General features: G+C 34.3%; 14 protein-coding genes and 1 CRISPR repeat array. Of the genes, 12 read left to right on the top strand and 2 right to left on the bottom strand.

Features of this window, described 5'->3' with window-relative positions; translation table 11 throughout:
• The first annotated feature begins 142 nt into the window (after window positions 1–142).
• The gene (locus RMN97_RS00775; RefSeq protein WP_309612614.1) at window positions 143–466 is read left to right on the top strand and encodes a GIY-YIG nuclease family protein; all 324 of its coding nucleotides are present in this window, start codon (window positions 143–145) and stop codon (window positions 464–466) included.
• Between the two features lie 152 nt (window positions 467–618).
• Window positions 619–3,154: a CRISPR direct-repeat array (repeat unit 36 nt; unit sequence GTTGTGGTTTGATTAAAGATTAGAAAACACGATATT).
• 493 nt (window positions 3,155–3,647) lie between these two features.
• On the opposite strand, the gene cas2 is transcribed toward RMN97_RS00775, so the two are convergent.
• Window positions 3,648–3,977 (bottom strand): CRISPR-associated endonuclease Cas2, encoded by a 330-nt coding sequence (gene cas2, locus RMN97_RS00780; protein ID WP_309612615.1) that lies wholly within the window; start codon window positions 3,975–3,977, stop codon window positions 3,648–3,650.
• Window positions 3,968–4,852 (bottom strand): type II CRISPR-associated endonuclease Cas1, encoded by an 885-nt coding sequence (gene cas1 / locus RMN97_RS00785; RefSeq protein ID WP_309612616.1) that lies wholly within the window; start codon window positions 4,850–4,852, stop codon window positions 3,968–3,970. Before cas1 ends, cas2 begins: the two co-directional genes overlap by 10 nt.
• Before the next feature lie 324 nt (window positions 4,853–5,176).
• Here cas1 and RMN97_RS00790 point away from each other — a divergent pair, with 324 nt between their 5' ends.
• The 11 genes from RMN97_RS00790 (at window position 5,177) to ettA (ending at window position 14,437) form a co-directional block, all read left to right on the top strand.
• The gene (locus tag RMN97_RS00790) at window positions 5,177–6,307 is read left to right on the top strand and encodes an NAD(P)/FAD-dependent oxidoreductase (protein ID WP_309612617.1); all 1,131 of its coding nucleotides are present in this window, start codon (window positions 5,177–5,179) and stop codon (window positions 6,305–6,307) included.
• A 1-nt stretch (window position 6,308) separates the two neighbouring features.
• On the top strand, window positions 6,309–7,022 hold the full coding sequence (locus RMN97_RS00795) for a methyltransferase domain-containing protein (RefSeq protein WP_309612618.1): 714 nt from the start codon (window positions 6,309–6,311) through the stop codon (window positions 7,020–7,022).
• A 3-nt stretch (window positions 7,023–7,025) separates the two neighbouring features.
• Window positions 7,026–8,078 carry a type III polyketide synthase gene (locus RMN97_RS00800; RefSeq protein ID WP_309612619.1) on the top strand — a complete coding sequence of 351 codons (1,053 nt, stop codon included), beginning with the start codon at window positions 7,026–7,028 and terminating at the stop codon, window positions 8,076–8,078.
• A 100-nt stretch (window positions 8,079–8,178) separates the two neighbouring features.
• Window positions 8,179–8,607: a FabA/FabZ family ACP-dehydratase gene (locus tag RMN97_RS00805; RefSeq protein WP_309612620.1), complete on the top strand. Its 429-nt coding sequence runs from the start codon at window positions 8,179–8,181 to the stop codon at window positions 8,605–8,607.
• Window position 8,608: 1 nt separating this feature from the next.
• Complete coding sequence (locus RMN97_RS00810) at window positions 8,609–9,880, top strand: beta-ketoacyl-[acyl-carrier-protein] synthase family protein (RefSeq protein ID WP_309612621.1); 1,272 nt, start codon at window positions 8,609–8,611, stop codon at window positions 9,878–9,880.
• Between the two features lie 2 nt (window positions 9,881–9,882).
• Window positions 9,883–10,137 carry a phosphopantetheine-binding protein gene (locus RMN97_RS00815; protein ID WP_309612622.1) on the top strand — a complete coding sequence of 85 codons (255 nt, stop codon included), beginning with the start codon at window positions 9,883–9,885 and terminating at the stop codon, window positions 10,135–10,137.
• Complete coding sequence (locus RMN97_RS00820; protein ID WP_309612623.1) at window positions 10,134–10,631, top strand: 4'-phosphopantetheinyl transferase superfamily protein; 498 nt, start codon at window positions 10,134–10,136, stop codon at window positions 10,629–10,631. Before RMN97_RS00815 ends, RMN97_RS00820 begins: the two co-directional genes overlap by 4 nt.
• Window positions 10,632–10,714: 83 nt before the next feature.
• A complete protein-coding gene (locus RMN97_RS00825) occupies window positions 10,715–11,995 on the top strand; it encodes an amidohydrolase family protein (protein WP_309612624.1) in 1,281 nt (426 codons plus the stop codon).
• A 73-nt stretch (window positions 11,996–12,068) separates the two neighbouring features.
• Window positions 12,069–12,251, top strand: coding sequence for a CAL67264 family membrane protein (locus tag RMN97_RS00830; RefSeq protein ID WP_309612625.1), 183 nt, complete (start codon window positions 12,069–12,071; stop codon window positions 12,249–12,251).
• A gap of 34 nt (window positions 12,252–12,285) precedes the next feature.
• Complete coding sequence (locus RMN97_RS00835; RefSeq protein ID WP_309612626.1) at window positions 12,286–12,675, top strand: four helix bundle protein; 390 nt, start codon at window positions 12,286–12,288, stop codon at window positions 12,673–12,675.
• 67 nt (window positions 12,676–12,742) lie between these two features.
• Window positions 12,743–14,437 carry an energy-dependent translational throttle protein EttA gene (ettA, locus tag RMN97_RS00840; protein WP_309612627.1) on the top strand — a complete coding sequence of 565 codons (1,695 nt, stop codon included), beginning with the start codon at window positions 12,743–12,745 and terminating at the stop codon, window positions 14,435–14,437.
• Window positions 14,438–14,508: the final 71 nt, after the last annotated feature.

Consider the following 14,508-nt stretch of genomic DNA (forward strand, 5'->3'; position numbering starts at 1 on the left):
CGTCGGAATGACAAAGGGATAAACGGAATGACAAAGGGATAAGCGGAATGACAAAGGGATAAGCAGGATTGCAAAAAAAAACGTAAGGGAATAGCAAAAAGAAAAAGTAATAGCAATAGAAATAGAAGAAATGAATAACAGCATGATAGAATATAATGAAGGGTATTATACTTTTTATGTTTATATCATAACCAATAAATATCGTTCGACTTATTATATTGGAATGACTAATAATTTAGGAGAACGATTAACTCAGCATAAAGAGAATATTGAAAAAGGAATAAAAACATTTGCTTCTAAATATAATATTGAGTTTTTAGTTTATTATGAAAAATTTACTTGGGTGCAACAGGCTATAGCGAGAGAAAAGGAATTGAAGGCTTGGAGACGAGAAAAGAAATTAGAATTAATTAGAGGTTTTAATCCTGAATTTGAATTTTTGAATGATAGGTTTATTAAGAAATAGGTTTGTCATTTCGACTATCGGGAGAAATCACATAATTTATGATAAGCAAAATGTGATTCCTCCTTTGTCGGAATGACAAAAGGAAAGTTCTTTGACATAAAATGATACTCTTAAACAACCAAACCACAACGAAGTTTCTACGCAGTCACTCCGTTGTGGTTTGATTAAAGATTAGAAAACACGATATTGATGTGCTTCAAGTAAACGAAGCAGGCGCAGTTGTGGTTTGATTAAAGATTAGAAAACACGATATTTTGGTTTACGAGCTGAAGAAAGTCCAGATAGTTGTGGTTTGATTAAAGATTAGAAAACACGATATTATGACGCTTAAAATTATCAACGCTTATATGGTTGTGGTTTGATTAAAGATTAGAAAACACGATATTAAAAGATAATGATTTTAGCAGGTAATCATAGTTGTGGTTTGATTAAAGATTAGAAAACACGATATTTGGTTCCAAATTACTATGTGAAGTCTCTCTGTTGTGGTTTGATTAAAGATTAGAAAACACGATATTAGGTCGATAAGTCTTCAGGGAGTTCCTTGAGTTGTGGTTTGATTAAAGATTAGAAAACACGATATTTATATTATGAAAACATTACAAGCCAAACCGGTTGTGGTTTGATTAAAGATTAGAAAACACGATATTTTGAAGCTCTTCGTTATAAACGCGAAATAGTTGTGGTTTGATTAAAGATTAGAAAACACGATATTAACTGTCACTAAAAGTTATCCAGGGCGATAGTTGTGGTTTGATTAAAGATTAGAAAACACGATATTATGATGTTGAAGATTGTACCTGCTATAAAGTTGTGGTTTGATTAAAGATTAGAAAACACGATATTAATTCAGAATATACAGAATCCTGGTAGATAGTTGTGGTTTGATTAAAGATTAGAAAACACGATATTTCTTCCTTTGTATGAAGAAACCGCTATAAGTTGTGGTTTGATTAAAGATTAGAAAACACGATATTTAAGACCGTTTTTAACACGCGAGGCTAATTGTTGTGGTTTGATTAAAGATTAGAAAACACGATATTAAGATGTCTTTTTTCAATTGTAGTGTGGGAGTTGTGGTTTGATTAAAGATTAGAAAACACGATATTTTTCGGATATCAATCTCGTTGGGCTGAATAGTTGTGGTTTGATTAAAGATTAGAAAACACGATATTTTAGTTTCTATTATGCCTAAACCTGCATACGTTGTGGTTTGATTAAAGATTAGAAAACACGATATTATTAGATTTTGACATAATTTGTTATTTAAGGTTGTGGTTTGATTAAAGATTAGAAAACACGATATTGTTGAAATGCGGTGCATTTCTTGTAGCAAGTTGTGGTTTGATTAAAGATTAGAAAACACGATATTAAAATATAAATGAACCATTTAACAGGAATAGTTGTGGTTTGATTAAAGATTAGAAAACACGATATTTATAGAGATTATTCAGATGAATTAATCATAGTTGTGGTTTGATTAAAGATTAGAAAACACGATATTTTTATGAAGTACCTGAAGTTCAAACCGCATGTTGTGGTTTGATTAAAGATTAGAAAACACGATATTATAATGGTGATTTCCACGTACCAGACGTATGTTGTGGTTTGATTAAAGATTAGAAAACACGATATTTTGAGGAGTTTTATCAGTTTGGGAATTTTGGTTGTGGTTTGATTAAAGATTAGAAAACACGATATTGAATGACTGGAGTTGAAACGTCGTTATTGGTTGTGGTTTGATTAAAGATTAGAAAACACGATATTTTCAGCGAATCAATCGAAGGACTAGAAACGGTTGTGGTTTGATTAAAGATTAGAAAACACGATATTAATTCTTTACTACCAGTAAGAGTTACACAAGTTGTGGTTTGATTAAAGATTAGAAAACACGATATTATTCTGCCAGTTGTATCTTTGTGATAATCTGTTGTGGTTTGATTAAAGATTAGAAAACACGATATTTATTGATATAACAAGTGGAGAAACTAACAGTTGTGGTTTGATTAAAGATTAGAAAACACGATATTATTGACTTACATCTTTTAGAACGTAAAATTGTTGTGGTTTGATTAAAGATTAGAAAACACGATATTAGCGTATATTTGCAGTCCAATCGACTTTAGTTGTGGTTTGATTAAAGATTAGAAAACACGATATTCCGTTATCCAAACTTACGAAGCTGAATTTAGTTGTGGTTTGATTAAAGATTAGAAAACACGATATTCTTAGACCTCTAACAGAATGTTTCCCTAAAGTTGTGGTTTGATTAAAGATTAGAAAACACGATATTGAACTGGTAAAACGCCAGCAATACCATTTTGTTGTGGTTTGATTAAAGATTAGAAAACACGATATTCGGAAAAGCAACTTTGGAAGGAATGGATTGTTGTGGTTTGATTAAAGATTAGAAAACACGATATTCCTAACGAGAATGATACACAGGCTTATATAGTTGTGGTTTGATTAAAGATTAGAAAACACGATATTGATATTTGTTTAAATCGTTATGCAGATACAGTTGTGGTTTGATTAAAGATTAGAAAACACGATATTTTGGGTACTTTATCATTTTACAGAAAGCCTGTTGTGGTTTGATTAAATATTAGAAAACACGATATTTTTGAGCCAATTTTTTTTCAACCAAGCCATGTTGTGGTTTGATTAAAGATTAGAAAACACGATATTAGTTGGCTTGTTACCTTCTGATAATCAAAAGAATATAGTGTTATATCGTGATAAAAAATACCTCTTTTATGGTTTGATAACCCGTGATTGAGGCATTTTTTGTTTTCTGAGGTTGTGGTTTACAAACACCAAGTGTTTATTTTTTATAGGAGTGTTTGTGAATCGAAAAATAATTGACACCTGTTTTTCAATTCACTTTTTTGTATTTTTCGATTAGATTAAAGATTAGAAAATACGATACTAGTTGGCTTGTTACCTTCTGATAATCATAAGAATATAGTGTTATATCGTGATAAAAAATGCCTCTTTTACAAAATGATACCCTGTGATTGAGGCATTTTTTTGTTTGTAGAAGTTGTAATGAGTTCCCTCGACTGCGCTCGGGATGACAAAAAAACCTATGCGTGACAATTTTTAGTTTGATTTATTGAAGTATTGAGTTTTGGTTTCCCGCCTTCGCGGGAATGATAGGTGGTGTGTGAGGGGATTTTGTTTAAAATAGTTCAAGTTGTGTTGGTTGTGGTTCTTTTGGGATTTCGGCTTTGCCCCAGAAGTTGAGGATGTTGCCAAATTGTTTGTCGGTTATTCGAAGTACGCTTACTTTGCCGAGTGGTGGTAAGAGTTTGTGAATTCTTTTTTCGTGTACATCGGCACTTTCGCCACTGGCGCAATGACGAACATAGACAGAGTATTGCATCATGGCGAAACCATCTTTTAGGAGATTGTTTCTAAAGCCAGAAGCATTTTTTCTGTCTTTCTTAGTTTCTGTAGGTAAGTCAAAAAATACAAATAGCCACATAATTCTGTATCCGTTTAGCTCCATAGTTTTGGATATTTTATTTTCTTGCGGTCACCTGTGTAGCATTGTTGCAAGGAACTGGCTGTTTTTTGTAATGCTACCATCAGTGGACTTTTTTCGTCTTTGAAGTAAACGGTTCGGGTAAGTATTTGTAAAAGTTCGGCTTTGATTGCTGTGTTTAATTCTTGTTCTTCAAATTTTTGCATTATTTCATATACCTTTTCATCTACAATTGGTCGAAAGGGTTCCATAATATCATCTGCCAAGGCAAAAGCATCGTATTTACTTTTATGATGAATACCGAGCGTATTCAATAATCCACTCCCTGATAGTGCACGGGCAGTAGACGCTCTTAAAATAGCATAACCATAATTCAAAAAATTATTCGGGTAATCACCAAATCGTTCTCTTTTAAACTTTATCTCAAAAAATGATTTCCAATACTGACTCGCAGCCACTCCTTCCATATTACTACTATCCCCACTTAAAACTTTAGAAGCCAGAAAAGGAAATGAGTTTTTATCGCCAGTAATCATCTCCAATAAGATTCCTTGATTAGTTATTTTCTCAACAATAGTTTGTTGCCACAATTGCTTCTTTAATGGAATGCTAGCATCAATCTGGTTTTTGAATATTTCTTGTTGGATATGATGGCTGTTGAGGTTAAGAAACATGCCATTAGGCAAATGGTTTGTATTGCAAACAATTACTGCAGTATTGTTTTCTATTAATAGATTCATAGCGGGAATACTTAAATAGGTCTCATTATTATCAATTACTAAAAAACCAATATCTTCAATAGGAATAATGCTTTCTCGGATTTCTGATTTTAGAACAAGTTGTGAATTTTTAGTAGTGATAACTGTTTTATTTTCTATTAGTAAAGATCTCTTTATCATAACAAATAAATTAGTACTATAAACTTAAGTATTAAATCAATATGTATTTGATTTTTAAGCAAATAGATTTATTTAGATAAAAATTTAGGAAATCAACGAAGCTTATGAAAGAATGCTAAAGAGCGATGTTAAGTATCGTTTTGTTATTGACATGGCTTCGCTTAAAAAATAAAAAACGGTAAACAACTCCGATTAGGCTCCTTTTACAAATCGTAATGGAGCCTTTTTCATATCTTTAAATCTGGATTTTTCATAACTATTATATAATTTTTTTAAATAACTATATAAGCTGTTTATTTGTCAAATTCCTTATATTTACTGACTATGGAAAGTAGCGAAGTAATCATTTTAGGCGGTGGTTTAGCAGGTCTAACAGCTGCTATTCATTTATCTTCGAAGGGATTTCAAGTAACAGTTATTGAAAAAAATGAATATCCGAAACATAAAGTTTGTGGCGAATATATTTCCAATGAAGTATTGCCCTATCTGAATTGGCTTAAACTTAATCTTGAAGAATTAAATCCAACTAAAATCACTAAATTACAATTTTCTAGCAAATCAGGAAAAACCGTTACCACTACTTTACCTTTAGGTGGATTCGGAATCAGCCGCTATACGTTAGATAATTATTTATACCAAAAAGCAATTAAAAATGGTTGTCACGTTGTTAGGGAAACAGTAGAAAAAGTTGTTTTTAATGATGATTTTTTCACAATAAATACTGCTAATGGAATCGAAATGAAATCTAAAATTGTGCTTGGAGCTTTTGGCAAACGCTCCACCATTGACCAGAAAATGCAACGGAAATTCATCAAACAAAAATCACCATGGCTAGCCGTTAAAGGGCATTACAAAGGAGATTTTCCTGATGATATTGTAGGGCTACATAATTTTAAAGGCGGTTACTGTGGCGTTTCCAAAGTGGAAAAGGATATTGTTAATATTTGCTATTTGGCAGATTATGATACCTTTAAAAACTATAAAAATGTTGAAGAATATCAGATTTCAGTTGTTGAAAACAATCCTAACCTAAAATCAATTTTCGAAAATATGACTTTAATTTTTGAAAAACCATTAACGATCAGCCAGATATCATTTGCCAAAAAACAAGCTGTTGATAATCATATATTAATGATTGGAGATACTGCGGGTTTAATTCATCCATTATGCGGCAACGGAATGGCAATGGCAATTCACAGTGCCAAAATTGCATCTGAGTTAGTCTCCAAATATTTAAAAAAAGAATTGCCTTCCAGACAAGTTTTAGAAGAGCAATATACCAAGGAATGGAATTTTAATTTTAAACAGCGATTAAAAATCGGAAGATGGCTTTCATCATTACTCCAAAAACCAAAACTTTCAGAAGCATCACTTAGTATAGTGACCTTATTTCCATTCTTGTTACCTATAATCATTAACAAAACCCACGGCAAATCAATATCGTTTCAATACTAAAATGTATATAAACACAAAATATCGAACCAATCAGTCCGAAATTATGGATGATTTTGACATGAAAGGAGAAGTGTTGAGAGATGCTTTAGATAAAATTGCCAAAATCAATCAGCTTTTAGGTGGCAATAAACTCACGCTGGAAGGTGTTAAAAACATTCTTAAGCAAAATCCAAATCAAGAAAAAATAACCATTGTTGATGTCGGCTGTGGTAATGGTGATATGCTAAGAACTCTGGCAGATTATGCTGGTAACAATGGAATCAAATTAGAATTAATCGGAATTGATGCCAATCAATTTACAATCGATTACGCGCAAAAATTATCGAGTCAATATCCAAACATTTCCTATCGATGCGAAGATGTTTTCGATAAAGCGTTTGAAAAGCTGCACTATGATATCGTATTGTGTACTTTAACACTCCATCATTTTAAGGAGGAAGAAATTATAAAATTGTTAAGTGTATTTAAAACCAATGCCAAACTCGGAATTGTTATCAATGATTTGCAAAGAAGTAACATTTCCTATAGATTGTTTCAGGGTTTGTGCTTTGCTTTCAGATTAAATGATATGTCAAGAGAAGACGGTTTAGTGTCTATTTTAAGAGGATTTAAAAAACCCGAATTAGAGCAATTCTCTAAAAAATTACAGTTAAAAAACTATTCAATAGATTGGAAATGGGCATTTCGCTATCAATGGATTATCAATACAAAGTAAAAAATGAGTGTCAAAATAAAAGCCGTAGCAAAAGCATTACCAAAATATTCAAGAACGACTGAAGAAATTCTTCCTCTTTTGGAAGGTTGGCTAACAGGACAAGATGAACGTTTTATCCGAAAAGTAAAAAAGATTTTCGAAGGTGCGATGGTTGATAAACGCTACTCGATAATGGAACCAATGGAAGTTTTTACCAACACTTCTTTTGAAGAACGCAATGATATTTATGTACGGGAAGTGATTGAATTAGGCGAAAATGTATTAAACAAAGCACTCGAAAAAGCCAACTGGAAACCAGAAAGTTTAGATTATATCATCACAGTTAGTTGCACCGGAATTATGATTCCGTCACTCGATGCTTATTTAGTCAATTCGCTAAAACTACGTCAGGATATTGTTCGTTTGCCTGTTACCGAAATGGGTTGCGCAGCGGGAATATCCGGAATGATTTACGCCAAGAATTTCCTTCAAGCTAATCCAGGAAAACGAGCAGCAGTTATCGCTGTAGAAAGCCCGACGGCAACATTTCAACTTAATGATTATTCGATGCCAAATATTGTTAGTGCTGCCATTTTTGGTGATGGCGCGGCTTGTGTTTTATTGTCCTCGCATGAAGAGGATGAAGGACCAAAAATTCTAGCCGAAGACATGTATCATTTTTACGATGCGATTCACATGATGGGTTTCAAATTAATGAATTCCGGTTTGCAAATGGTTTTGGATATTGAAGTTCCCGAAACTATTGCATCACATTTTCCGGATATTATTCATCCTTTTTTGGAGAAAAATAATCAAAAAATTGAAGATATAGATCATTTGATATTCCATCCAGGAGGTAAAAAAATTGTACAAACTGTTGAAGATTTATTTTCCGATTTAGGCAAAAACATCAACGATACCAAAGAAGTGTTGCGATTGTATGGCAATATGTCAAGTGCAACAGTATTATATGTTTTAGAACGTGTGATGGATAATAAGCCAAAGAAAGGGGAGAAAGGATTATTGTTGAGTTTTGGTCCCGGATTTTCAGCGCAACGAATACTAATTGAATTCTAACTTAACTTTGTCATTCCGTCTCGTCTTTTTTGACGAGAGAGGACACGAGCGATAGCGAACTGGCGAAGCAATCTCATCCAATAATGACAAATAATAAGTAATGACTAAAGAACAAATTATATTTAAACTGCCCTATTCTTCGCCATTTCTTTTTGTAGATGAGATTTTACATATTGATGAAAATGGAGTAGAAGGAACGTTTACTTTTGATGCCAATTTAGATTTCTATAAAGGACATTTCAAGGATAATCCCGTTACACCTGGCGTTATTTTAACCGAAGTCATGGCGCAAATTGGAGTCGTTTGTTTGGGAATTTATTTATTAGGAAATGATTTTAATTCAGAATCGAAAGTTGCATTGACATCTTCAGAAATAGAATACCTGAAACCCGTTTATCCAAACGAAAAAGTAATTGTAATTTCAGAGAAGATCTATTTTAGATTTGGTAAATTAAAATGCAACGTAAAAATGTTCAATGCTAATAATGAAGAAGTTTGTCAAGGCACTATAGCCGGAATGATACTATAAAATGGAAAGAAGAGTTGTCATCACAGGTCTGGGAATCGTAGCTCCAAACGGAGTTGGACTTGATGCGTTTACCAATGCCATAAAAAACGGAATTTCTGGAATAAAGCACAATCCCGAATTAGAAAGGCTTCAATTTTCCTGTCAAATCTCCGGAACTCCTGAAATTTCAGAAGAATTAAAAAGAGACTATTTTACCGAATTAGAGCTGCGTAATTTCAATTCAACCGGAATTTTATACGGAGTAATAGCAGGAATCGACGCTTGGAAAAATGCTGGTTTGTCAATCGAACACAACGAAAACCCTGATTGGGATTCGGGAACTATCTTCGGAACCGGAACTTCGGGTATCGAAAAATTTAGGGAAAGCATTTATAAAATTGATAATTTTGAAACCCGAAAATTAGGAAGTACAGCTGTTGCACAAACCATGAATAGTGGCGTAAGTGCTTATCTTGGGGGAAAACTCGGTTTAGGAAATCAAGTTACGACTAATTCTTCTGCGTGTACTACAGGAACCGAAAGTATATTAATGGCGTATGAAAGAATAAAATTAGGAAAAGCCAAACGTATTTTAGCAGGAAGCACTAGTGATAGTGGTCCCTATATTTGGGGTGGATTTGATGCGATGAAAGTCTGCACTTTTAAACACAACCAAACTCCCGAAGAAGGTTCGAGACCAATGTCGGCAACAGCCTCAGGGTTTGTTCCCGGAAGTGGTGCCGGAGCTTTGGTTTTGGAAGATTTAGAAACCGCTTTAGCTCGTGATGCTCGAATTTATGCTGAAGTTTTAGGTGGAAATGTCAACTCTGGTGGTCAACGAGGTATAGGCACCATGACAGCGCCCAATGCTGTAGCAGTGCAAAAATGTATTACGGATGCAATGGCAGATGCCAAAATAACTTCGGAGGAAATTGAGGTTATCAACGGACATTTGACGGCGACAAGTAAAGACGCGCTCGAAATTAAGAATTGGAGTAAAGCATTAAACAGAAAAGGAAAAGATTTTCCATACATCAATTCATTGAAATCGATGGTAGGTCATTGTTTATCAGCTTCCGGAAGTGTTGAAAGTGTGGCTTCGGTGCTGCAGGTTTATCACGGATTCATTTTTCCGAATATAAACTGTGTGGATTTGCATCCAGAAATAACAGATTGCATTAGTTCTACTAAAATTCCGCAACAATTGATTGAAAAAGATATCACTATCTTAGCCAAAGCCAGTTTCGGTTTTGGCGATGTGAACGGATGTGTAATCCTTAAAAAATATACTTAACTATGGAAAAAACAGCGATAATTGAACAATTGAAGACTATTGTAAAACCGTTTGTCAAAAACGAAGAAGCCTTTCAAAATATGAATGAGAATACCGATTTTATTACCGATTTGAACATTAATTCGGCTAATTTGGTGGATATTGTTTTAGATGTTGAAGAAGCTTTCCAAATCGAAATTGACAATCAGTCGATGGAAAAAATGCTGACTGTAAAAGCAACTTTAGCAATTATTGAAACCAAACTTTCTGAAAAGTGATAGGCAATGATGTTATAGATTTGGATTTAGCCCGAAAAGAAAGCAACTGGAAACGCAAAGGCTTTTTGGATAAAATCTTTACATCAAAAGAACAATTACTTATTTCAAAATCTCTAAATCCCGAAATAATGGTTTGGAATCTATGGAGCCGAAAAGAAGCTGCCTATAAAATTTATAACCGTCAAACGCAGATGAGGTCATATATTCCATTGCAATTAGAATGTTTTGACATAGAAGAAAAAGCGGGAATTCTGTACGGAAAAGTAATCTGTTATGATACCATATACTTCACCAAAACTATCATTTCTTTAGAATGTATTGAAACAATTGCTGTACTTAAATCTTCTGATTTTGATACTATTCAATACTTAAATTCAGAAGTAGTTATTATTAAAACTAATGGAATTCCTGACTATTACGATACTAAAAATCAAGTTTTAAAATCGATTTCAAAAAGCCATCATGGTCGTTTTGAAAAGTTGGTTACACTCTAAGTTATCTCTTAAATCATAGTGCCTAAATGAGTTTTATTTTTGCGTTAAAAATTCCTATCTTTAAATTCTAAAATAATTCAAAGATGAAAAAACTATTTCTATTCAGCTTACTTCTAATCTCAATAAGTCTTCAGGCTCAAGACACTTACATCCAATGCGGTAAACTTATTGATACCAAAAACGGAAAAGTACTAACAAATAAAACCATAATTGTATCTGACAAAATTATCAAGAGTATTGAAGATGGCTTTGTTAATCCAACCAATACAACCGACAAAGTCGTAGACCTCAAAATCAAAACTGTTATGCCAGGTTGGATTGATATGCACGTTCACCTTGAAGGAGAAACCAGCCCAACTGCTTATTTAGAAGAATTCACACTCAACGATGCCGATATTGCTTATGATGCCGAAGTTTTTGCTAAGACTACTTTGTTGGCGGGTTTTACTACTGTCAGGGATTTGGGAGGAACCGGCGTCAATGTATCACTTAGAAATGCCATTAAAGCGGGTAAAGTAATCGGGCCACGAATCTTCACCGTCGAAAAATCATTAGCTTCGACTGGCGGTCATGCCGACCCGACAAATGGCTACCGAAAGGATTTAATGGGCAATCCAGGTCCAAAAGAAGGCGTTGTTAATAGCGTAGAAGATGCACGGCAAGCAGTCCGTCAGCGTTATAAAAATGGTGCTGATTGGATTAAGATAACTGCTACTGGAGGCGTTTTAAGTGTTGCTAAAAGTGCGGGAAATCCTCAGTTTACGCAGGAAGAAATAGAGGCAATTGTTTCTACAGCTAAAGATTACGGAATGAAAGTGGCAGCACATGCTCACGGAGACGAAGGTATGCAAAGAGCTGTAAAAGCAGGTGTAAAAACCATTGAACACGGTACCGAAATGAGCGATGCCACTATGGATTTGATGATAAAATATAATGCTTATTTGGTGCCAACCATCACAGCTGGAAAAACCGTTGAAGAGAATGCAAAAAAACCTAATTATTATCCAGCAATTGTAGTACCTAAAGCTTTGGCTATTGGACCAAAGATTCAGGGAACTTTTGCCAAAGCCTATAAAAAAGGAGTTCCAATTGCCTTTGGAACTGATGCCGGAGTTTTTCAACACGGATTGAATGCTCGTGAGTTTGTCTACATGACCGAAGCAGGAATGCCAATTATGAAAGCTTTGCAATCTGCCACAATTACTAATGCAATGTTACTTGATATGGATAAGCAAATTGGTTCTATTGAAAATGGTTTCCTGGCGGACATAATTGCCACAAACGATGATCCAACACAGAATGTTTCAACAGTAAACAATGTTATTTTTGTAATGAAAGAAGGGGTTGTTTATAAGAGTAACTAGTGAAAAAGGATTAGGTATAAGAAACTCGTAATTTTTGACTAAATTTGCTTTCCAAAATTAAAAACCACAAAACATGGGAATGAATAAAAACACTGTCTTAGGATGGGCAACTTTTGTCATGATTATCATGGGATTAATACTTATAGCACTTGGTGCGTTCCGTTATGACGAAACTGCTGGCTGGGGATTTGGTGCAACTGGAGTAGGCTTTTTAGCAAATGCTTGGGTATTCAGTTCATTAAAAGGGCGTTTGTAGAGAGTTAATAGTTAATAGTTTCTGGTTTATAGTTATGGCTACCATTCAAAAGTTTGAAGATTTAGAAATTTGGCAACAAGCAAGAGCAATTTGTCAAAACATTGAGTTATTAATTCAAACAACCAATTTAAAAACGAATTACTCTTTAAGAGACCAAATCGATAGGAGTTCAGGTTCTATAATGGACAATATTGCTGAAGGATTTGAGCGTAATGGCAACAGAGAATTTATACAGTTTTTGAGTATTGCTGAAGGTTCCTGTGGTGAAGTAAAATCGCAAAGTTATAGAGCTTTTGATAAAAAGTTAATCAATGAAGAACAACATTTGCATTTATTGGAAATTACTGAAACAAATAAAAATAAGATAGGGTCAATGATGAACTATCTAAACAATTGCGAAATAAAAGGATTGAAATTTAAATAAATTAAAGAGTAGTTACTATAGTATTTAAACTATAAACAATAAACTCTGAACCATAAACTTATAAAACATGTCAGACGATAAAAAAGTAATTTTCTCAATGCAACGATTGAGTAAGTCGTATCAGGGAAGCGATAAACAAGTATTAAAAAACATCTATTTAAGTTTCTTCTATGGAGCAAAAATCGGAATCCTTGGACTTAACGGTTCCGGAAAATCTTCCTTGTTGAAAATTATAGCTGGAGTTGATAAAAATTATCAAGGCGATGTGGTTTTCCAGCCTGGATATACTGTTGGTTACTTAGAACAAGAACCAAAACTAGATGAAACCAAAACGGTTTTAGAAATCGTAAAAGAAGGTGTTGCTGATACCATGGCACTTTTAGACGAGTTCAATAAAATCAACGATAGTTTTGGTTTACCTGAAGTTTATGAAGATGCCGATAAGATGGATAAATTGATGGCTCGCCAAGCGGAATTGCAGGACAGAATTGATGCTTGTGGTGCCTGGGAAATTGACAATAAATTAGAAGTAGCTATGGATGCGCTTCGCACACCGGAAGGCGATATGCCTATAAGTGTTTTGTCTGGTGGTGAAAAACGTCGTGTAGCTTTATGTCGTTTGTTATTGCAACAACCTGATGTATTGCTTTTGGATGAGCCAACCAATCACTTAGATGCCGAAAGTGTACTTTGGTTAGAACAACATTTAGCACAATATGCAGGAACTGTAATTGCCGTAACGCACGATAGGTATTTCTTGGATAATGTTGCGGGTTGGATTTTGGAATTGGACAGAGGAGAAGGTATACCGTGGAAAGGAAATTATTCTTCTTGGCTTGAACAAAAATCAAAACGTATGGAGCAAGAAGAAAAAGTGGCTTCCAAACGCAGAAAAACTTTAGAACGTGAGTTGGATTGGGTTCGACAAGGAGCAAAAGGTCGTCAGACGAAACAGAAAGCGCGTCTTCAAAACTACGACAAACTCTTAAACGAAGACCAAAAAGAACTGGACGAAAAATTAGAAATATACATCCCAAATGGCCCGAGATTGGGAACGAATGTGATTGAAGCAAAAGGCGTTGCCAAAGCTTTTGGAGACAAATTATTATATGATAATCTAAACTTCACTTTGCCGCAAGCCGGAATTGTTGGAATCATCGGACCAAATGGTGCCGGTAAATCGACAATCTTCCGAATGATAATGGGAGAAGAAAAAACAGATTCTGGCCAATTTAGCGTTGGTGACACGGTGAAGATTGCTTACGTTGACCAAGCACACTCTAATATCGATGCAAATAAATCAATTTGGGAAAACTTCTGTGACGGACAAGAATTAATCATGATGGGCGGAAGACAAGTAAACTCAAGAGCGTATTTATCTCGTTTTAATTTTGGCGGAAGCGACCAGAATAAAAAAGTGGCAACGCTTTCGGGTGGAGAACGCAACCGTTTGCACTTGGCCATGACTTTGAAAGAAGAAGGAAACGTATTGTTACTCGATGAGCCAACGAATGATTTAGATATTAATACACTTCGTGCTTTGGAAGAAGGTTTAGAAAACTTCGCCGGTTGTGCCGTAGTTATCAGTCACGACAGATGGTTCTTAGACAGAATATGCACACACATTTTGGCGTTTGAAGGCAACTCTGAAGTTTACTATTTTGAAGGAGGATTTTCTGAATATGAAGAAAACAAAAAGAAACGATTAGGTGTTGATGTTACTCCAAAACGAATCAAATATCGCAAACTGATTAGAAATTAAATCTATTACCAAGAAAATCCCGAGTAATCGGGATTTTTTTTTGAATAAATATTTTATATTTGAGCATTGAA

Origin of the sequence: Flavobacterium sp. (assembly GCF_031381455.1) — a bacterium.
Taxonomy (GTDB): Bacteria; Bacteroidota; Bacteroidia; order Flavobacteriales; family Flavobacteriaceae; genus Flavobacterium.